This is a genomic window from Streptomyces sp. NPDC039430, from assembly GCF_055639435.1.
The window spans coordinates 1-20,432 of record NZ_JBVKAK010000023.1; the positions used below are offsets into that span (position 1 = coordinate 1).

Sequence of the window (20,432 nt, forward strand, 5' to 3'; positions counted from 1 at the left end):
GCAGAACCGCCCCCGCTTCCTCGACCAGCATGGTCATCTCACTGATCGTTTCCCCCAACAAAGCACCCTTCGAGGCCGGTGACGAACCCAATCGGAAGTGCCCCGGTACCAGCTGGTACCGGGGCACTTCCGCTGAGTGTGCGAAGGGGGTTCGGAGGGGGAGCGGACGGCCTCAGCCGTCGGAGTAGCTGAAGTCTCCCACCGTCCAGGCGTTCACGTCCCCGATGGCGATGCGGTACATGCCACCGGTCTCCGGGATCCCGAAACTTCCCTGGAGGATCCGGGCGACATGGAAATGCAGATGGGTGGGCGGCTCGTCCGGCCGCGACGCGCGGGCATCGGCGGCGGCCGGACCGAAGACGGCGGCGAACGGTCCCAGTCGCTCGGAGTCCTCCAGGACCTCGGCGACCCGCTCCCTCCACACAACTTCCGGCGCCAGCCGTCCTGTGATGACGGCGCCCTGGACGACCACGGTGAGGGACATCTGATTGCTTTGCTCGGACTCCACGGTGGTGGCGATGTCAACAAGCAGATGATCAGGCTTCGACATGGGCGCCGACTCTACTACGCGGGCGCCGCCCTGAGTGAGCGTACGGAACACGGGCCGTGGTCCGTCCGGCGCGGATCAGTCCCGCGCGGCGGGGCCGAGCAGCGCCGACGCGGTTTCGAGCGGGGTGAGCGGCTCCGGCGCGACGGGAGCCGGGACGGCGTGACAGGTGAAGCCGAGCCTGGTCAGCGCCCTCGTCACCTCGAAAGAGGTGAAATCGCGGCGGTCCTGCCGTGTGATGACTTCTCCCACCTGCTTGACGGGGTAGGCACGGCGGCCGATGACCACGGATTCGCCGGTGATGGGTTCCGGCTTGATGCCCTTCATCGCCTGCTGCACCTCGCTCTTGACCAGTTCGAAGGGGAAGCGGGCGATGACGCAGCGCATAGTGCCTCGGGGGGAAGAAGGGGAGGTGCGGATACGTCAGCATCCCACAAGAACGCGCGTGGAGGTGCCGGTGGCGGCGGCGGGATCAGGGGAGCCTCTCCGCGCGGGTGATCCGCTTCAGGTGGTAGTAGTCGGCGACACACCGGGCGGGCCAGGTCTTGCCTCCCCTGTGCCCGAACGGCTCCCCCATCCCGCTGACGGACAGCGGCTTGTACGGGAGGACCCGCGCGCCCCGCGCCGCCCGCTCCCGCAGCCAGTGGTCCTGGTGGTCCCACCTCTCGGCCCGTACCCGCATGCTCTCGCCCAGCTCGCCGAGCGGGAAGGCCAGTCCGACGCACACCGCGACGCACATCGCCGCCGCGGCGGCCGTCGCGACGGCGCCGGTACGCGTCGCGCACCCCGGGAACGTATGCCCGCGCGACGCATGACCGCGCAACGCCCGGCCCAGAAGCGCTCCGGCACCCGTCAGAAGCACGACATACAGCAGGAGGTAGTCGTTCCAGGTCCGGTACGCGAACACCACATGCGGTCCGAAGAGCGGGTACGTGATGACCGTGCAGACGTATCCGGCGACCAGGAACGTGACGGTGCCCGCGCCCAGCAGCAGGAGTGGGCTGTGCGGCAGCAGAACCGGCGCGCGCCCTTCGCGGTCCCCGGTCAGCAGCGCCAGCAGCACACCGGCCGCGAGGGCGCCCAGATACCACCAGCCGGTGAGCAGGGTCCCGAGGATGTCCAGGAACCCGTCCAGGGAGCCGGCGAGCGATTCGGGCGCGAACATCGAGCCGGTCCCGGCGTCGTACCGCTCACGGCGGTTGAGTGATCCGGGGGAGGTGAGCAGGAGCAGTGTGCCCATCACGATCCCGGCCACACCGGCCAGGCACCAGGCGCGCGCCCGCGCCCGTACGCGAGGGGCGAGGATCCGGCGGTTGAGCAGCAGCAGGGCCGTGAGCACGACCAGGGCGACGACCGATGTCTCCTCCGAGAGGGTGCCGAGGAAGACGCCCACGACGAGCGCGCACGCCGCCGCCACCACGCGTCCCCGGCGCGACCCGGCCCACAGCAGGGGCACGGCGGCGGCGCACGCCAGGACCGGTGCGACGGTGTGCGAGACGGAGGAGGCGGGCCAGTAGAACGTCTTGTACGTGTTGGGGCTCGCGAGGAGGAACACCACCGTCACCATGGACGCCGCGAACAGCGGTACACCACGCGGCGCCGTCCGGCCGGTCAGGCGCAGCAGCAGTACGGTCACGGCCCACAGCAGCCCCAGCATCACCACACCGCTGACCAGGCCGAACCACTGGTGGCCCGCGACCCCGAACTTCGCGTACACCCCGACCAGCAGCCCGTTCCCGAGCCGTCCGTTGTCCGTCAGATAGAACTTCCCGACCAGCCCCGTGATGCCGTGATCGCGCACGCCGGGCAGAAAACACCAGTCGTCCGCGCTGGGACGGACCTGGCGGCCGAGCCAGAACGCCCACCCGAGAAGGGCCAGTGGCAGTGACAACAGGCCCAGTACGCCGTATCCCGGCCACGGACGTACGGAGCGTACGGATGGCCCGCGGCCGTGCTCCCGCCGCCGCGGGGGTCGGGCGTCCGGCTGCTCCGGGGTGATGACGCTCGACGCGCCCGCGGCCATGTACACCACTGCCTTTCGAAAGGGGAAGTTCCGTTTCCGGCTGGACCGCGCCCGGCGGGAACGCGTCCGGCCGCCGGTTCCCTATCGCTCCGAACGGGCTTGTCCGACGGAGACCGCCGATGGCGCACCGGACGGAAAGGACGTACGCGTCGTGTCCGTTTCCCGGACCACATAGTGCGGACGGCGCTTCGCCTCGTGGTAAATCCGCCCGACGTATTCGCCGATGACACCGAGCGTGGCGAGCTGGATTCCGCTGAGCGCCACGATGGCGGTCATGAGCGTCGTATAGCCCGGCGCGTCCACACCGTTCAGGGCGACATTCGCGATGATCCACAGCGCGTACACGAGAGCGGAGAGAAAGAGCCAGAGACCGGTATGGATGGCGAGCCGCAAGGGGCGGCTGTTGAAGGAGAGCAGTCCGTCGATGCCGTAGTTGAGCAGATTCCGGCCGCCCCACTTGGAGGTACCGGCCGCGCGCTGGACATTCCGGTAGGTGAAGCTCGCCGTGTCGAAGCCGATCCAGGAGAAGATCCCCTTGGAGAATCTATTGCTTTCCGGCAGGGACAGCACGCTGTTCACCGCATGGCGCGAGAGCAGTCTGAAATCGCCTGCCCCGTCCACGACATGGACATCCATACAGCGCCGCACCAGCCGGTAGTAGACCCTGCTGAGCGCGGTGCGCAGGGCGCTCTCGCCGGTGCGGTCGCGCTGGGCGACGACCTGGTCGTAGCCGTGTCGGTGCAGCTCAAGCATGCGGGGCACCAGCTCCGGGGGGTGCTGGAGGTCCGCGTCCATGAGCACGACCGCGTCTCCCCGGGACATGCGCAGTCCCGCGAGCATGGCGGCCTCTTTGCCGAAGTTGCGGCTGAAGGAGGTGTACCGGACGCGCGGGTCCGCTGCCGCCAGTTCGCTGAGGTGTCTTCTGGTGCCGTCCACGCTGCCGTCGTCCACGTAGCAGATCTCGAAGGTCTGCCGGGTCGGTCCGAGGGCGGCGAGCAGAGCGGTGTGAAAGGCGGCGAGCACCTCGCTCTCATTGAAACACGGTACGACGATGGAAATCTGAGGGGGCGTCATCTCACTCCGCATACCCGTGGTGGGCGGGAAGGAATGGTCACCGAAAGCGAACGGTTCGCGAGGGGAAACCGTTGTAATACGGTGCTGTTCGTGGTCTTGAGGGAGTGTTGACCGGTCCTGCCCGTAGTGTTTTCCGGCGCTGTCACGGAAAGAGGGGACGCGCGTGCGAGGACGTGTGCGTCAACGGGCGGAAGCGGGCGGGCATATGGGCAGGAAGAGCTGTGATGGAACGTTCCTCACTCTTCTTCCTCCGATTCACGCCGCGTTCACTGATGCGGTGGCAACTATAAGATTTATCTATCGCCTACTCAAGCGTCACCACGGCATGGCGCCGAGGCAGGTGAAGCGTTTCTGCACATGGTCACGCCGCGTAGGCATGCCCTGTGGGCGACAGAATGCGAGACCCGGGTACTGTGATCTCTGGCACAGCTGATGGCCCGGAGACAGATCCTGCATTTCATGGGCATGACAGGTCGATATCACGCACATGATCCGCGGATTGCGCTCCTGGTAAGGCGTCCGATTACTGCCCCCTCGCGAGGGTTCTTCGACTACGGAGTGTGTGGGGCAGGGGCTACGCGTAACTCGTAGCGCAGCGTGAGCAGTTGACCCCCGGGAGGGAGGGCCAGTTAACTACCGGCCAGTCAACCTCACGGTCTGCCCCCCACGGTCAAGCCCTCACGGTCAACCCCCCACCTCGATCCGGGAGACTTCATGCGGATGCCGGAATCCGTCGCGTCCATTGAGTTCTCGCTCCCCCAGTCGGTCATCGCCGTCAACCCCCTGCACCGCCCGTCGCCACGGCTGACGGCCGCCGCCGCACGGGCGGGTGCGCTCAGCGTGCTGGAGCTGTCGACCGGTGACCCCAGGAGCGTCGCCGACACACTCGACCGCACCCTGCGCTGGTCGTCGCTGCCGTTCGGTGTGCGGATACGTCCCGGCTGCACCGTCACCGCGGCGGATCTGCCCGAGCCGGTGGACACCGTGCTGCTGGCGGACCCCGGGCGCACACCGGAGGAGTTCGCCGCCCGCCGGGTCCTCGTGGAGGTGACCGGTCTGGCGGGTGCGCGGCAAGCCGCGGGAGCCGGGGCGGCCGGGCTGATCGTGCGCGGCGCGGAGAGCGGTGGCAGGGCGGGCGAGCTGAGTACGTTCGTCCTGCTCCAGCAGGTGCTGGCGGACCCGGACATCGAGCTGCCGGTATGGGCGTGCGGTGGCATCGGCCCGCACACCGCCGCCGCCGTCGTCGCGGGAGGCGCGGCCGGTGTCGTACTCGACACCCAGCTCGCGCTGTTCGACGAGGCGGGCCTGCCCGCGGAGCTCACCGGCGCGCTCACCGGACTCGACGGCTCGGAGACGGTGCTGCACCACGGGACGCGCGTGCTGCGCCGCCGCGGTCCAGGCGCCCCCGAACTCCCGGACGATCCGGCCGAGTTCGAGGCCAGAGTGGGCAGTGACGATCTCCGCGTACAGTTTCTGCCGGTCGGCCAGGACGCCTTTCTCGCGGCTTCCTTCGCCCGGCGCTGGAAGTCGGCGGGCGACGCGATCCGGGGCGTCAGGGCGGCGATATCCGCCGCCGTGGAGGACGACAGGCCCGCCGCCGCGCTGGCCGCGGGATCGGCGGGCGCACGGGCACTCGGCACCGAACTCCCCATCGCCCAGGGGCCGATGACCCGGGTCAGCGACGAGCCGGCGTTCGCCGCCGCCGTCGCGGCCGGAGGCGGCCTGCCGTTCCTGGCGCTCGCGCTCGCCAACGCGGACCGTACCCGGACGATGCTGGAGCGCACCCGCGACGCCCTCGGCGACGCGCCCTGGGGAGTGGGTGTCCTCGGATTCGCGGACGAGGAGATCAGGTCCGCGCAGCTGGAGGTCGTACGCGAGCTGAGGCCGACACACGCGATCATCGCGGGCGGCCGGCCGGCCCAGGCCGCCGCGCTGGAGGCGGAGGGCATCGCCACCTTCCTGCACGTGCCCTCCCCGGGGCTGCTGCGGCAGTTCCTCGCCGCCGGCGCGCGCCGGTTCATCTTCGAGGGCGCCGAGTGCGGCGGGCATGTCGGACCGCGCAACAGCTTCCCGCTGTGGGAGGCGCAGACCGAGGTCCTGCTCGACTTCGTGGCCGAGGCCGGTGACGAGGCCGCCGCCGAGCTGACCGTCCTGTTCGCCGGAGGCATCCACGACGCCCGCTCGGCCGCCATGGCGGCGGCCCTCGCCGCCCCGCTGACCCGCGCGGGAACCGCGTTCGGCGTGCTGATGGGCACCGCGTATCTCTTCACCGAGGAGGCGGTCGCGGCCGGTGCCATCCAGCCGCTCTTCCAGCGCAGCATCGTCGCCGCCGAGCGGACCGATCTGCTGGAGACCGCACCCGGACACGCCACCCGCTGCGCCCACAGCGCCATCACCGAGGACTTCGCGCGGCTCAAGGAACAACTGCGCGAACAGGGTGTGCCCGACCGGGAGATCTGGGAACAGCTGGAACGGTTCAACGTCGGCAGGCTCCGGCTCGCCAGCAAGGGCATCGAACGGGTCGGCGACGAACTGCGGCCGGTCGACGAGACGCGCCAGTCCGACGAGGGCATGTTCATGGCGGGGGAGGTCTGCGTCCTGCGTGAATCCGTCACCACCGTCGCGGCGCTCCACGAGTCCGTCGCCGAAGGGGCCGCCGGATGGCTGCGCTCCCGGGCCGCCGGACTGCGCGGCGCACTCGGACTCGACCGGGCGGACGAGGACGCCGAGAGCGCCCCCGATCCGCTGCGGATCGCCGTGGTGGGCATGGCCGGCATGTTCCCCGGCGCCCCCGACCTCGCCGAGTTCTGGGCCAACATCCTGGCGGGCAAGGACTGCGTCACCGAAGTCCCGGCGCACCGCTGGGACGCGGAGCGGTACTACGCGCCCGACGGCGACGGCGAGCGCACCCCTTCGCGCTGGGGCGGATTCCTGCCCGAGATCCCCTTCGACCCGCTGCGCTACGGCATCCCGCCGGCCTCGCTGGCCAGCATCGAACCCGTACAGCTGCTCGCGCTGGAGGCCGCGCGGCGCGCGCTCGCCGACGCCGGGTACGACGGGGCGGACACCGATCACGCCCGTACCTCCGTGGTGTTCGGCGCGGAAGCGGGCAGCGATCTGTCCAACGCGACGACCCTGCGCACGGTGCTGCCCGGATACGTCGGCACCATCCCGGCCGCGCTCGACGAACAACTGCCACGGCTGACCGAGGACTCCTTCCCGGGCATGCTCGCCAATGTCATCGCGGGCCGGATCGCCAACCGCCTCGACCTCGGCGGCGCCAACTACACCGTGGACGCGGCCTGCGCGTCCTCGCTCACCGCCGTGGACGTGGCCTGCAAGGAACTGGTCACCGGCACCAGCGATCTGGTGCTCTGCGGCGGCGCCGACCTGCACAACGGCATCAACGACTATCTGCTGTTCTCCTCCGTGCACGCGCTCTCCCCGACCGGCCGCTCCGCCACCTTCGACGGCGCCGCCGACGGCATCGCGCTCGGCGAGGGAGTCGCCTGCGTGGCGCTCAAGCGGCTGGCCGACGCCGAGCGCGACGGCGACCGGATCTACGCCGTGATCGACGGTGTCGGCAGCGCGAGCGACGGCCGGGCGCTCGGCCTGACCGCGCCCCGCCCGGCGGGCCAGCGCTCCGCGCTCACCCGCGCCTACCGCAACGCCGGTGTGTCCCCCGCCGAGGTCGGACTGATCGAGGCGCACGGCACCGGTACCGTCGTCGGCGACCGCACCGAACTCGCCACGCTCACCGAGGTGTTCACCGAAGCGGGAGCCGAGCCGGCCGGCTGCGCGATCGGCTCGGTGAAGTCCCAGATCGGCCACACCAAGTGCGCGGCGGGGCTGGCCGGACTGATCAAGACCACACTGGCGCTCTACCACGGGGTCAAGCCGCCGACCCTGCACGTGCGCCGGCCCAACGAGGCGTGGGACGGCGAAAGCAGCCCGTTCGTCTTCCACACCGCCGCCCGGCCGTGGGCCGCGGAGCCCGCGGACCGGGTCGCGGGAGTGAGCGCTTTCGGATTCGGCGGCACCAATTTCCATGTCGTTCTACGCGCGTATGACCAGGCGCCGCCCGCGCATACGCTGGACACCTGGCCCGCGGAGCTGTTCATGTTCCGTGGCCGGGACGCCGCCGCGGCGCGCCGCGCGGCCCGTGCGCTGCTCGACCTGATCCGGCGCGGAGGCGACTGGCGGCTGCGTGACTACGCGCGACACGCGGCCCACCGCGGCGACCAGGCGGCGGTACGCGGCGAGCCGGTACGGATCGCCGTGGTGGCGCCGAGCCTGGCGGCGCTGCCCGAACTGCTGCGCAGGGCGGCCGAAGGGGAACACGACCCGGAGGCCGGGCTCCACGTGTCCGACGACACCGCGACCGGTGCCACCGCCACCGACGGAGAGGGAGCCGGAAAGCTGGCCTTCCTCTTCCCGGGCCAGGGCAGCCAGCGCCCCGGCATGCTCGCCGAACTCTTCGTCGCCTTCCCCGAGTTGCAGCGCTACCTCCAGCTCGGCGCGCGCTGGGCGGACGCGCTCTACCCGCCGGCCGCCTTCGACGAGGAGACGAAGGCCGGCCAGCTGGCCCGGATCACCGACACCTCCGTCGCCCAGCCCGCGCTCGGTGTGGTCGAACTCGCCGCCGCGGAACTGCTCGCCTCGGTCGGCGTACGCCCGGCCATGGCCGCCGGTCACAGCTACGGCGAACTCGTCGCGCTCGGTGTGGCGGGGGCGCTCGCTCCCCAGGACGTCCTCACCGCGAGCGCCGCCCGCGCCGAGGCGATCCTCGCCCAGGTGGCGGACGGCGACGCCGGCACGATGGCGGCCGTCACCGCCACCGTCGAGCAGGTCGAGGACGTACTGCGGCCGGCCGGTCTCGCCGAGGACGTCGTCGCGGCCAATCACAACGCCCCCCGGCAGACCGTCATCTCGGGTCCCACCGAGCCGATGGCCGCGGCCGTCGCCCGTCTGCGGGACGCGGGCCACCCGGCGAAGCCGCTCCAGGTGGCCTGTGCGTTCCACAGCCCCCTGCTGGCCGGCGCGGGCGACGCCTTCGCCCGCCGCCTGGAGTCCCTGACCGTCCACCCGACCACCTTCGACGTCTGGGCCAACCGCACGGCCGGGACGTATCCGGCGGAGCCCGCGGCGATCCGGGCCGGCCTCGCCGCGCAGATCGGCGCGCCCGTCCGGTTCACCGAGCAGATCGAGGCCATGTACGCGGCGGGCGCCCGGGTCTTCGCCGAGGTGGGCCCAGGCCGCGTGCTGAGCAAGCTGGTCTCCGCCGTCCTGGGCGACCGCCCGCACCGTACGATCCCGCTCGACGGCGGCCGGGGCGCCGGACTGAGCGGCTTCCTCACCGCCCTGGCCCGGCTCGCCGTCAGCGGAGCCGATGTCCGCGCCGGCCGGCTCTTCCAGGGACGCGACGCGGTCGACCCGGAGACCGCCGTCCCCGGGCGCACCGCCGGCTGGACGGTGGACGGCCAGCTCGTCCGCCTCGCCGACGGCACCATTCCCCCCAACGCCCTGCACCCCGCCAGACCCGTTACGGAGCTGATCGTGCCGGAGAACCACGCCCCCCACGGCGCCGCGGCGTCCGGTCCCGACGCACTCGTCGCCGAATTCCTGCGCACCAGCCGGGACTTGGTGGCGGCGCAGCGAGACGTCATGCTGAGCTATCTGGGCGGCCCCGCGGCCGTCCCGGCGGACCGGCCGCCCGTCTACGCCACCGCACCACAGCTGCCCGCCCCCGCAGCGCTGCCCGCGCCCGTTCCGGCGACCGCTGTCGTCACGACCGCCGTTCCGGCGCCCGCTGTCGTCGCTCCGGTGCTGGATCGTGAGGCGGTGCTTGGTGCGGTGCTGGCGGTGGTGGCGGAGCGTACGGGTTATCCGGTGGACATGATCGAGCCTGATCTTGATCTGGAAGCGGATCTGAGTGTGGACTCGATCAAGCGGACGGAGATCGCGGGTGAGCTGGCGGTCAGGCTGGGTCTGCCGGTCGATGGTGGTGCGGAGCTGGACGGGCTGAGCGCCGCCCGTACGGCCGCCGGGATCGCCGGGCTGCTCGCCGCGAAGGTCGCCGAGCTGCCCGCGCCCTCGTCCGCCTTCCCCCCCGCCGTTCCGGCGCCCGCTGTCGTCGCTCCGGTGCTGGATCGTGAGGCGGTGCTTGGTGCGGTGCTGGCGGTGGTGGCGGAGCGTACGGGTTATCCGGTGGACATGATCGAGCCCGATCTTGATCTGGAAGCGGATCTGAGTGTGGACTCGATCAAGCGGACGGAGATCGCGGGTGAGCTGGCGGTCAGGCTGGGTCTGCCGGTCGATGGTGGTGCGGAGCTGGACGGGCTGAGCGCCGCCCGTACCGCCGCGGGCATCGCCGGACTGCTCACCACCCGGCTCGGTGGCGGGGAGACGGCCTCCGGGACCGGTGACGCCCAGGCCGCGCCCGCCGCACCCACCGTCGTATCCGCCTCGCCCGCCGGGCCCGCGGCCGAGGTCGTGCCCCCGCAGCGGCTGGAGTTCACCGAGGCCGAACTGCCCGCCGTGACCGGCACCGTGGACAGCGGAAGCACGGTGCTGCTCCTGGGCGGCGGTGAGCTGGCCCCGGTCGTGGCCGAGCGGCTGCGCGCCGCCGGCGCCGAGCCCCGGCTCGTACCCACCGGACAGCTGCCGGAGGCCGGCGCCGACGCCGTGCTCTACCTGGACGCCCTCGACGCGGCCGAGGCGCCGCTGCCCGAGGCCTTCCCGCTCTTCCAGACCGTCCTGGCCGGCGCGCCGCGCCGACTGCTCGCCGTCGAGCGCAGGACCGAGGGGGCGGCCAGCGGGCTGCGCGGCTTCTTCCGCAGCGTCGGCCGGGAGTATCCCGGCCTCGCCGCGACCCTGGTCGAGGTGGCGCCCGGCGCGGCACCCGAAGCGGTCGCCGACGCGCTGGTCACCGAACTGGCCGCCACGGAGCGTGAGCCGGTCGTCCTGACCGACGGCGGTACCCGGCGCGCCCTGCGGCTGACCCTCACCGATCTCGGCGCGCTGGCCGCCACCGGAGCGGGCCCGGCCGGCGACGGGGTCGCCGAGGCCGAGGCGGCGGGACTCGACCGTGACGCGGTCGTCCTGCTGGTCGGCGGAGCGCGTGGGATCACCGCGCGGTTCGCCCGTACGATCGCCTCCGTCAGCCGGTGCCGAATCGAACTGATGGGCCGCACACCGGTCCTCTCCGACACCGAGGACCCGGCGACCGCCGGAGCCACGGACCGCGCCGGGCTGCGGGCCGCCTTCCTCGCCTCCGGGCTGACCTCGCCCGCCGAGGTCGAGCGCCGGGTGTCCGCCACGCTCGCCGCGCGCGAGGTGCGCGACACCGTCGCAGCACTGCGGGCCCACGGCAGCCAGGTCCGCTACCACTGCGTCGATGTGCTCGACGTGGAGGCGGTACGGGCCACGGTGAAGGACATCCACGCCGAGCACGGCAGACTCGACGGTGTCGTCTACGCGGCCGGTGTCATCGAGGACAAGCTGATCGCCGAGAAGCCGGTCGAGTCGTTCCGCCGGGTGTTCTCCACCAAGGTGGGCGGGGCGCGCGCGGTACTCGACGCGGTCGACTCGCTCCCCACCGGGCCGCGCTTCGCCGTACTGTTCGGCAGCATCGCCGCCGCGCTCGGCAACAGGGGCCAGTCCGACTACGCCGCCGCCAACGACGCGCTGGAGGAGCTGGGCCGCCGCTGGTCCACCGCGGACCGGCGCGGGCTGACCGTCCACTGGGGCCCCTGGGCGGCCTCCGAGACGAACGGCGGCATGGTCACCCCGGAGCTGATGCGGTCGTACGCGTCGCGCGGGATCAAGCTCATCGACCCCGAAGAGGGACCGCTGAGCCTGCTGCGTGAACTCGCCTGGGGCGCCCCCTCGGCGCACGCCGCGGTCTACACCGCCTCCGGCTGGTGACCGGGATGGATCCCCGGACGCCCGCCGGGTCCACGACACCGGTGGCCATCGTCGGGATGGCCGCGTTCTTCCCCGGCGCGAGGGACCTGGACGGCTACTGGCACAACATCGTCAACGGGGTCGACGCGATCAGCGACGTACCGGCAGACCGCTGGGACGGCGAGTTCTACGCGCCCGACGGGCCCCGGCGCAGCGACCGGGTGTACTGCCGGCGCGGCGGATTCGTCGACCAGGAAGCCGAGTTCGATGTCACACGGTTCGGCATCATGCCCACCTCCGTGGCGGGCACCGAGCCCGACCAGCTGATCGCGCTGGATGTCGCCCACCGGTCCATCGAGGACGCGGGCGGGGACCCCGTACTCCCCGCCGACCGGCAGCGCGCCGGGATCGTCCTCGGCCGGGGCGGGTATCTGACGCCCGGTCTGGTCAGGCTGGACCAGCGGGTGCGTACGGCGGGCCAGCTGGTCCGTACGCTCCGGGAGCTGGCGCCCGAGCTGGGCGAGGACAGGATCGAGGAGGTACGGGCGGCGTTCGCCGGTCAACTCGGCCCGGAGCAGCCGGAGTCGGCGATCGGTCTGGTGCCCAACCTGGCCGCCTCGCGCGTCGCCAACCGGCTCGATCTGCGCGGCCCCGCCTACACCGTGGACGCCGCCTGCGCGTCGTCGCTGGTGGCGGTCGACCACGCGGTCCGCGAACTGGCCGCCGGCCGGTGTGATGTCATGCTGGCCGGCGGTGTGCACCACTGCCACGACATCACCCTCTGGAGTGTGTTCAGCCAGCTCGGCGCGCTCTCGCCGAGCGAGCGGATCCGCCCGCTGCACGCCGGCGCGGACGGGGTGCTCATCGGCGAGGGCACCGGCATCGTGGTGCTCAAGCGGCTCGCGGACGCCGAGCGCGACGGCGACCGTGTCTACGCGGTGGTGTCCGGGACCGGAGTGGCCAGCGACGGCCGTTCCGCCAGCCTCTTCAACCCCGACCCCGGCGGCCAGATCCGCGCGGTGCGGCAGGCGTGGGACGCGGCGGGGCTCGACCCGCGCGCGGCGGACGCCCTCGGGCTGCTGGAGGCGCATGGCACCGCCACCGTCGCCGGTGACCGCGCCGAACTGACCACGCTCGCCGAGGTGTTCGGGCCGGCCGTGGGCGAGCGCGCGGCGATCGGCTCGGTGAAGTCCATGATCGGACACACCATGCCCGCCGCCGGGATCGCCGGGCTGATCAAGGCGGCGCTCGCGATCCACCACGGGGTGCTGCCCCCGACCCTGCACTGCGACGAGCCGAACCCGGCCCTGGACGGCACCCGCTTCGCCCCCCTCGCGAAGGCCAGGCCCTGGGCGGAGCCCGCCACCGGCGCCCCGCGCCGGGCGGGCGTCAACGCCTTCGGCTTCGGCGGCATCAACGCCCATGTCGTCCTGGAACAGCCGGCCACCGTGCCGGCCGCGCGGACAGCCCGTACGACGGTGACCGAGCCCGAACGGGTGCTGCGGCTCGCCGCGGCGGCCCCGGCGGAGCTGGCCGCGCTGCTGGACGCCGACGACTCCACGGTCCTGGCGGCCGGGCTCGACGAGCGCGACCCGGCGGCGGGAGCGGCGGCCCCCGTCCGGCTCGGCATCGTCGACCCGACCGCGCGCCGGCTGAAGCTGGCACGCAAGGCCGTGGCCAAGGGCACCGCCTGGCGCGGACGCAGCGACGTGTGGTTCAGCCCGCGCCCGCTGCTGGGCCCGGCGGGCGGCGGGCGCACCGCGTTCGTCTTCCCCGGCCTCGAAGCGGAATTCGAGCCCCAAGTGGCCGGACTCGCCGAACGGTTCGGCCTCCCCTGGACGACGGGTGAGGACGCCAGGGTCGGCGACGTGGGGCGGCACGGCGCCGCGGTGTTCCAGCTCGGCCGTCTCCTCGACACCGCGCTGCGCAGACTCGCGGTCGTGCCCGACGCGGTCGCCGGGCACAGCGTGGGGGAGTGGACCGCCATGGCCTGCGGCGGCATCCACGCCGCCGACGAGGTGGACGCCTTCCTCGCGGGCTTCGACCCGGACGCGCTGCGCGTCCCCGGCGCGGTCTTCGCCGTGCTCGGGATGCCCGCCGACAAGGTGCTGGCCGAGCTTGGCGGACGTACCGATGTGGTGCTCTCGCACGACAACGCGCCCAACCAGTCGATGATCTGCGGCCCGGAGGAGGCCGTCGGCGAACTGGTCCTGCGCTTCAGGGGCCAGGGGGTGATCGGGCAGGTGCTGCCGTTCCGGTCCGGCTTCCACACCCCGATGCTCGCGCCGTACCTCGATCCGATCCGGCGCGCGGCGGAGACGTACACCCTCCATCCGGGGACCACCCCGGTCTGGTCCGCGACGACCGCCGCGCTCTACCCGGCGGAACCGGCCGCCGTACGGGAGCTGTTCGTCCGGCATCTGCTCGAACCGGTGCGGTTCCGGCTCATGATCGCCGCGATGCACGAGGCGGGGTACCGCGCGTTCATCCAGCTGGGCGCCGGGCAGCTCGGCTCGCTCATCGACCACACCCTGGCGGGCGAGGACCGGCTCGTCGTCTCCGCCCACTCCACGGCCAGGGACAGTCTGGCGCAGCTGCGCCGGGTCGTCACCGCGCTCTGGGTGGACGGCGCCGCACCCGAGGTCGCCCCACTGCTGGGGCCCGTGACCGCCCCGGCGGTCCGGGCGGCGACCGCGTCCGCGCGGCCCGTCCGGGCGGGGGTACGGCTGGATCTCGGCGGGGCGCTCGTCTCCCTGCCCGAGCGGACCAGGACGGCACTGGCCGGGATCGTGCCCCGGCCCGTCACCCCCGCCGCCTCGCCCGCGCTCGCCGTCGCCGACGGCGGGGCGCTGGAGCTGCTCGGCCGGGCCGGCGCGCGCTTCCCGGTGGCCGCCGAACTCTCCGCGCTGCTCCACGACACGGCGGCCGTCGCGAACGAGCTCATCGGCGCGGGCGCCGCGCACCGGCGTACCGCCCCGGCCCGCCGGGGACCGTCGACGGAACCGCCCGCTGCCGCCTCCGTCTCCGTCCCCGCTCCGGCCGTGGCGCCGGTCCCCGAGGTGCTGCGCGTGGACGTCGCCGCGATGCCGTACCTGCTCGACCACTGCTTCTTCCGGCAGCGCCCCGGATGGCCCGACGAGGCCGACCGCTGGCCGATCGTCCCCGCCACCACCGTCATCGGCCATCTCATGGAGATCGCCGAACGCGCCGTGCCCGGAACACGGGCCGTCGCCGTGCACGAGGTGCGGCTGCTGAAGTGGATCGAGGCCATGCCGTCCGTCGACGTGCCGGTGGTGGTACGGCGCCAGACGGCCGACCGGGTCGAGGTCGGCCTCACCGGCTACTCCCGGGCGGTGGTCGAACTGGCCCCGAGCTACCCGGCACCGCCCGCGCCCTGGCCGGTGGACCCGGCCGCCGAGCGCACCCCAGGACTGCGGGCCGAACAGCTCTACAGCGAACGGTGGATGTTCCACGGGCCGCGCTTCCAGGGCGTCAGCGAACTGACCGGCCTCGGCGATCTGTCGGTGCGGGGCGTCATCACCGCGCCGGACGCCCCCGGCGCACTGCTGGACAACGTCGGACAGCTCCTCGGCTACTGGATCATGGCGACGCTCACCGAGCGCACCACGGTCTTCCCGGTCGGGATGGACCGGATCCGCTTCCACGGGCCGGAGCCGAAGCCGGGCGAACGGCTGGACTGCCTGATCCGTATCACCGAGGTCACCGACCTCACCCTCACCGCGGACATGCAGCTCGTCCACGAGGGCCGGGTCTGGGCCGAGTTCACCGGCTGGCAGGACCGTAGGTTCGACACCGACCCCAACATCCGCGCGGTGGACCGCTTCCCCGGCCGCAACACCCTCTCCACGGCCGAGCCCGAGGGCTGGACGAAGGTGCACGAGCGCTGGCCCGACCTGGCCACCCGCGAGCTGATCATGCGCAATATGCTCGGCGGCGCGGAACGCGCGGGATACGACCGGCTTCCCCCCGTCCGCCGCCGTCAGTGGCTGCTCGGCAGGGTCGCCGCGAAGGACGCCGTCCGCGGACTGCTGTGGGGCGAGGGCGCGGACGAGATCTATCCGGCCGAGATCGCGATACACAACGACGGCACGGGGCGGCCCGTCGCCCACGGTGTGCACGGCCGCGTGCCGGGCGAGCTGACCGTGTCGATCGCGCACTGCCGCGAGACCGGCGTGGCCATCGCCCGGCGCGGCGCGTGCGGGATCGACATCGAGGAGATCGCCGACCGGCCGCGGTCCGCCGTCGAGATGGCCTGCGACAGCGGCGAACTGGCCCTGCTGGACGGGCTGGTGGCGGCGGACCCGGAGAGCGGACCCGGCTGGTTCACCCGGTTCTGGACGGCCAAGGAGGCCGTCGCCAAGGCACGCGGCACCGGTCTGCGCGGCCGGCCCGCGGACTACCGCGTGGTGGCGGCGGACCCGGGCGGGCTGCGCGTGGTGACCGAGGGCCGCGCGTACGGGGTGAGTGTGCGGCAGGTGGCCAATCCACCGGGACTGCCCGAGCGGCAGTACATCGTCGCCTGGACGACCGATGACAACGAGACAGGAGAGTCTGATGAGCACTGAGGCGATCGGGTTCATGACCACGGAGCCGCTGGACACCGATGATGCCGCTGTGCTGGCGGACATCACCCGGATGCTGCGCGAACTGCTGGAGGAGGACGGCCTCGACGACGCCGAGATCACCCGGGAGACCACCTTCCACGACGATCTCGAACTGGAGAGCATCGATCTGGTGACGCTCGCCGGTGTCCTGCGCGAGCACTACGGGGACCGGGTCAACCTCGCCCTGTTCATCGCCGATCTCGAACTCGACGAGATCATCGCCCTCACCGTCGGTGAGCTGGCCGACTACGTCGCGGCGTCGCTGCGCGCCAACGGACAGGGCTGATCCGATGACCAAGATCCGTACCGGCGAGATCACCACGCATGTGCAGCGGCTCCCCGCCGCCACCCGGCCCGCCGACGGCAGCGAACCGGACGTCGTCGTCTTCGTGCACGGCCTGCTCACCGACAGCCTGGCCAGCTACTACTTCACCCTCGGCCCGGCCTTCGCCGCCGCGGGCTTCGACGTCATCATGTACGACCTGCGCGGCCACGGCCGCAGCGACCGGCCGGCCACCGGCTACCGGCTGGAGTCCTTCGTCGGCGACCTCGCGGGGCTGCTCGACGCGCTGGGCGAGACCCGCCGGGCGCATGTCGTCGGCAACTCCTTCGGCGGTACGGTGGCCGCCGGGCTCGCCGCGTGGCACCCCGACCGGGTCGCCACGGTCACCATGATCGAGTCCGAGCCGCCGGTCGCCGAGTGGACCCGGCACATGGCCGACGGACTCGCGGACGCCAAGCGCCAGCTCGCCCGCGAGGACGTCATCGGCTGGATCTCCGCCCATCACGGCGCGCACACCGCCCGGCTCTCCCGGGGCGCCAGCCGTATCCTGCGGGTCACCACCCTCGCCGAGGACATCCCGGCGGGACACGTCATCGACGACGATCTCTCCGCGCTCGGCTGCCCGGTCCTGGCCATCTTCGGCGACGAGTCCGGGCTGAGCGCCCAAGTGGACTCCCTGGAAGCCAAGCTGGCGTCCTGCCGCACCGTGGTCCTCGCCGAGCAGGGGCACTCCGTACTCGTGGAGCGGACCGAGGAGACCCGGGACCTGATCCTGGAATGGATCCGGGATCACACATTCGCCGGGGCGGTGCGGTGACCCGCTTCCTGCTCGTCGTCCCACCACTGGTCGGGCACGTCAACCCGCTGGTCGGCGTGGCCGGTGAACTCGCCCGGCGGGGGCACCAGGTCGCGTGGGCGGGCCAGGCCGAGCAGATCCGCCGGCTCGCCGGCCCGGACGCCACGGTCTTCGACTGCGCCATGCCCACCCAGGGGCTGACCAGGCCGCCGGAGCTGACCGGGCCCGCCGCCTTCCGCTTCCTGTGGGCGGAGTTCTTCGTTCCGCTGGCCGACATGATGGCACCGGACATCGAGGCCGCCATCGACGCCTTCCGGCCCGACGTCGTCCTCGGCGACCAGCACGCCGTGGCGGGCGCGCTCGTCGCCGAGCGCAAGGGCATCCCCTACGTCACCTCCGCGACCACCTCCGCCGAACTCGTCGACCCACTCGCCGGGATGCCCAAGGTGGCCGCCTGGCTCGGCGATCTGCTGGGCGCGCTACGCACCCGGATCGGCGACCCGGCGGGCACGGCCGACCCGCGGTTCTCCCCGTACGGCGTCATCGCCTTCACCGGGCGCGAACTGCTCGGTGACGCGCCGCTGCCCTGGGAGCGGACGCATCTGGTCGGGCCGGCCATCGCCGCACGCGCCGACCACTCCGACTTCCCCTGGGAAGAGCTGGATCCCGGGCGCCCCACCGTGCTCGTCTCGCTCGGCACGGCCAACGCGGACGCGGGCGGCCGGTTCCTGACGGAGGCGGTCACCGCGCTCGACGGGCTCGGGGACGCGGTACAGGGCATCGTGGTCGACCCCGGCCATACGCTCTCCGCGGTGCCGCCCGGGGTGCTCGTACGCGCCCACGTCCCCCAACTCGACCTGTTGGCACGGGCCGACGCCGTCGTCTGCCACGCCGGACACAACACCGTGTGCGAGTCGCTCTGGCACGGGCTGCCGCTCGTACTCGCCCCCATCCGCGACGACCAGCCCATCGTCGCGCAGCAGGTGGTCGACGCGGGCGCGGGGGTACGGGTCCGCTTCAACCGGGTCAACGCCGCCCGGCTGGCCACGGCCGTCGAAACCGTACTGGACAGCGGGAGCGGCCACCGCGCGGCGGCCGAGGCGATCGGCCGGTCCTTCCGCGCGGCGGGCGGCCATGTCACCGCCGCAGACCACCTGGAGCGGATCGCGGCGGGTCGCGCGACCGCGCCCGTCCCCGCGACCCGCTGAACCCCCCGCTCCCCACCGGCGGGCACCCCCCCACCGGGAACCCCCCTCCCGACCAGCGAACCCGGGACCACCCATGACAACGGCTTCCGCTCCTCCCGCGCCGGCTGAGACCCCGCGGCCATCCGCGCCGGCCCAGCCCCCCGAGCCGCCCGCCACGCCCCCGCTGCGCGTCCTGCTGCGCTACGCCCGCCCGCACCGTACGGTGCTGCTCGCCACCCTGCTCCTCGTGCTGGCCGCCAGCGCCGCCGGACTCGTCCAGCCACTGGTGGCCCAGCACGTACTGGACGGACTGAGCGACGGGCGCGGGGTGCTGGGGCCCGTGCTCCTGCTGGCCGCGCTCGTCGTCCTGGGCGCCGGACTCACCGGACTCCAGTCCTGGTGGCAGCAGCGCACCTCGGAACGGGTCGTCCGGCAGATCCGCCGCGACCTGGTGTTCCGGCTGATCCGGCTGCGCGTACCCGAACTGGACCGCCGTCCGCCCGGCGACCTCATCTCCCGCGTCACCTCCGACAGCGCCCTCGTCCAGAACGCCGCCACCGAAGGGCTGGTGATGGTCTCCAACGGAGTGCTCAGCATCCTCGGCGCGGTGGTCCTGATGGGCGTGGTGCATCTGGGACTGCTGGGCGTGACCGCCGCCGTGCTGATCGCCGTCGCCCTGGTCATGGTGCTCGTCCTGCCCCGGATCCGTGAGGCGGTCGCCCGCGCCCAGGAGTCGGTCGGCGCGGTCGGCGCCGCGCTCGACCGTACGCTCGGCGCCGCCAGGACCGTGAAGGCCAACGGCGCCGAAGGCCGGGAGACCGAACGCGCGGGAGACGCCATCGAGGGCGCCTACCGCGCGGGACTGGCCGGCGCGCGCTATGTCGCGCTGGTGAAGGTCCTCTCCGGGGTGTCCATCCAGGCGGCGTTCCTCGCCGTGCTCGGCGTGGGCGGGGCGCTGGTGGCCTCCGGCAGCCTCGAAGCCTCCGCGCTGATCGCCTTCCTGCTGTACGTGTTCTACCTGGCGAGCCCGGTCGGCTCCCTGGTCGCCGGGCTGAGCATGCTGCAACAGGGGCTCGGGGCCGTCGGCCGTATCGAGCAGGTCAAGCACATGCCCGTCGAGGACGATGTGGACGACCTCCGCGACCCGCGCGCGATTGTCGCCGCGCCCGGCGCGCCGCCGGTCGAGTTCCGGGACGTACGGTTCTCCTACCCCGGCCGCGCACCCGCCCTGCGCGGTATCTCGTACACCGTCCCCGGCGGCACCCAGACCGCGCTGGTCGGGCTCTCCGGCGCGGGCAAGACCACGATGTTCGCGCTGCTCCAGCGCTTCCACGAACCGGCCGCGGGACAGATCCTGATCGACGGCGTCGACATCGCCACCCTGCCCCGGTCGGAGGTGCGCCGGCGTATCGCCTACGTGGAGCAGGAGTCGCCGGTGATGGCCGGCACCATCGGGGACAACCTGCGGTACGCGGCGACCGGCGCCTCGGACGAGGACATCGCGGAGGTCCTGCGGCTCACCCGGCTCGACACCCTCATCGACCGGCTGCCCGACGGGCTGCGCACCGAGGTCGGCAACCGCGGCGTCACCCTGTCGGGCGGCGAGCGGCAGCGGCTGGCCATCGCGCGGGCCCTGCTGCGCCGGCCTGAGGTGCTGCTCCTCGACGAGGCCACCGCCCAGCTCGACGCGAGCAACGAACGGGCGCTGCGGGACGCGGTGGACCAGGCCGCCAGGCGCTGCACCGTGATCCTGATCGCGCACCGGTTGTCCACCGTGACCGGCGCCGACCAGATCGTGGTCCTCGAACACGGTCTGGTGCGCGCCGCGGGAACCCACGCGGAGCTGGTCGAGGCCGACGTCCTCTACCGGGAACTCGCTTCCTCCCAGATGCTGGTGAGCGAAGGAAATGAGGACATCGGCGAATTGGCCGAGGTGCCGCGCTGACAAAGCGAAACGGCAGTGGGGGCGTTCCGCCGAATGAAGCGGAACGC

Annotated in this window: 10 protein-coding genes; 6 read left to right on the forward strand and 4 right to left on the reverse strand. The window is 72.7% G+C overall.

Annotated elements, in window-relative coordinates; translation table 11 throughout:
* Positions 1-172: 172 nt before the first annotated feature.
* The 4 genes from ACZ7LS_RS34205 to ACZ7LS_RS34220 form a co-directional block, all read right to left on the reverse strand.
* Positions 173-550: a hypothetical protein gene (locus ACZ7LS_RS34205; protein WP_382529987.1), complete on the reverse strand. Its 378-nt coding sequence runs from the start codon at positions 548-550 to the stop codon at positions 173-175.
* 75 nt (positions 551-625) lie between these two features.
* Positions 626-934 carry an SCO5918 family protein gene (locus ACZ7LS_RS34210; protein ID WP_382529989.1) on the reverse strand — a complete coding sequence of 103 codons (309 nt, stop codon included), beginning with the start codon at positions 932-934 and terminating at the stop codon, positions 626-628.
* Between the two features lie 85 nt (positions 935-1,019).
* Complete coding sequence (locus ACZ7LS_RS34215; protein ID WP_385135258.1) at positions 1,020-2,438, reverse strand: DUF6056 family protein; 1,419 nt, start codon at positions 2,436-2,438, stop codon at positions 1,020-1,022.
* Positions 2,439-2,651: 213 nt separating this feature from the next.
* Entirely contained in the window at positions 2,652-3,644 is a 993-nt protein-coding gene (locus tag ACZ7LS_RS34220; RefSeq protein ID WP_382529993.1) for a glycosyltransferase family 2 protein, read from the reverse strand.
* A gap of 714 nt (positions 3,645-4,358) precedes the next feature.
* On the opposite strand from ACZ7LS_RS34220, the gene ACZ7LS_RS34225 reads away from it, so the two are divergent.
* The 6 genes from ACZ7LS_RS34225 (at position 4,359) to ACZ7LS_RS34250 (ending at position 20,385) form a co-directional block, all read left to right on the forward strand.
* Entirely contained in the window at positions 4,359-11,570 is a 7,212-nt protein-coding gene (locus tag ACZ7LS_RS34225) for an SDR family oxidoreductase (protein ID WP_469449216.1), read from the forward strand.
* Positions 11,571-11,575: 5 nt separating this feature from the next.
* Positions 11,576-16,135 (forward strand): beta-ketoacyl synthase N-terminal-like domain-containing protein, encoded by a 4,560-nt coding sequence (locus ACZ7LS_RS34230; RefSeq protein WP_385135253.1) that lies wholly within the window; start codon positions 11,576-11,578, stop codon positions 16,133-16,135.
* Positions 16,125-16,460, forward strand: coding sequence for an acyl carrier protein (locus ACZ7LS_RS34235; RefSeq protein WP_382529999.1), 336 nt, complete (start codon positions 16,125-16,127; stop codon positions 16,458-16,460). Before ACZ7LS_RS34230 ends, ACZ7LS_RS34235 begins: the two co-directional genes overlap by 11 nt.
* Positions 16,461-16,464: 4 nt before the next feature.
* Complete coding sequence (locus ACZ7LS_RS34240) at positions 16,465-17,274, forward strand: alpha/beta fold hydrolase (protein WP_382530001.1); 810 nt, start codon at positions 16,465-16,467, stop codon at positions 17,272-17,274.
* The gene (locus ACZ7LS_RS34245; protein ID WP_382668835.1) at positions 17,271-18,461 is read left to right on the forward strand and encodes a glycosyltransferase; all 1,191 of its coding nucleotides are present in this window, start codon (positions 17,271-17,273) and stop codon (positions 18,459-18,461) included. Before ACZ7LS_RS34240 ends, ACZ7LS_RS34245 begins: the two co-directional genes overlap by 4 nt.
* A 73-nt stretch (positions 18,462-18,534) precedes the next feature.
* Positions 18,535-20,385 carry an ABC transporter ATP-binding protein gene (locus ACZ7LS_RS34250; RefSeq protein ID WP_382668837.1) on the forward strand — a complete coding sequence of 617 codons (1,851 nt, stop codon included), beginning with the start codon at positions 18,535-18,537 and terminating at the stop codon, positions 20,383-20,385.
* Positions 20,386-20,432 lie beyond the last annotated feature (47 nt).

Coding starts and splice junctions, on each gene's coding strand:
- ACZ7LS_RS34205 (WP_382529987.1), bottom strand. CDS start 550: ATGTCGAAGCCTGATCATCTGCTTGTTGACATCGCCACCACCGTGGAG.
- ACZ7LS_RS34210 (WP_382529989.1), bottom strand. CDS start 934: ATGCGCTGCGTCATCGCCCGCTTCCCCTTCGAACTGGTCAAGAGCGAG.
- ACZ7LS_RS34250 (WP_382668837.1), top strand. CDS start 18,535: ATGACAACGGCTTCCGCTCCTCCCGCGCCGGCTGAGACCCCGCGGCCA.
- ACZ7LS_RS34235 (WP_382529999.1), top strand. CDS start 16,125: ATGAGCACTGAGGCGATCGGGTTCATGACCACGGAGCCGCTGGACACC.
- ACZ7LS_RS34230 (WP_385135253.1), top strand. CDS start 11,576: ATGGATCCCCGGACGCCCGCCGGGTCCACGACACCGGTGGCCATCGTC.
- ACZ7LS_RS34225 (WP_469449216.1), top strand. CDS start 4,359: ATGCGGATGCCGGAATCCGTCGCGTCCATTGAGTTCTCGCTCCCCCAG.
- ACZ7LS_RS34220 (WP_382529993.1), bottom strand. CDS start 3,644: ATGACGCCCCCTCAGATTTCCATCGTCGTACCGTGTTTCAATGAGAGC.
- ACZ7LS_RS34240 (WP_382530001.1), top strand. CDS start 16,465: ATGACCAAGATCCGTACCGGCGAGATCACCACGCATGTGCAGCGGCTC.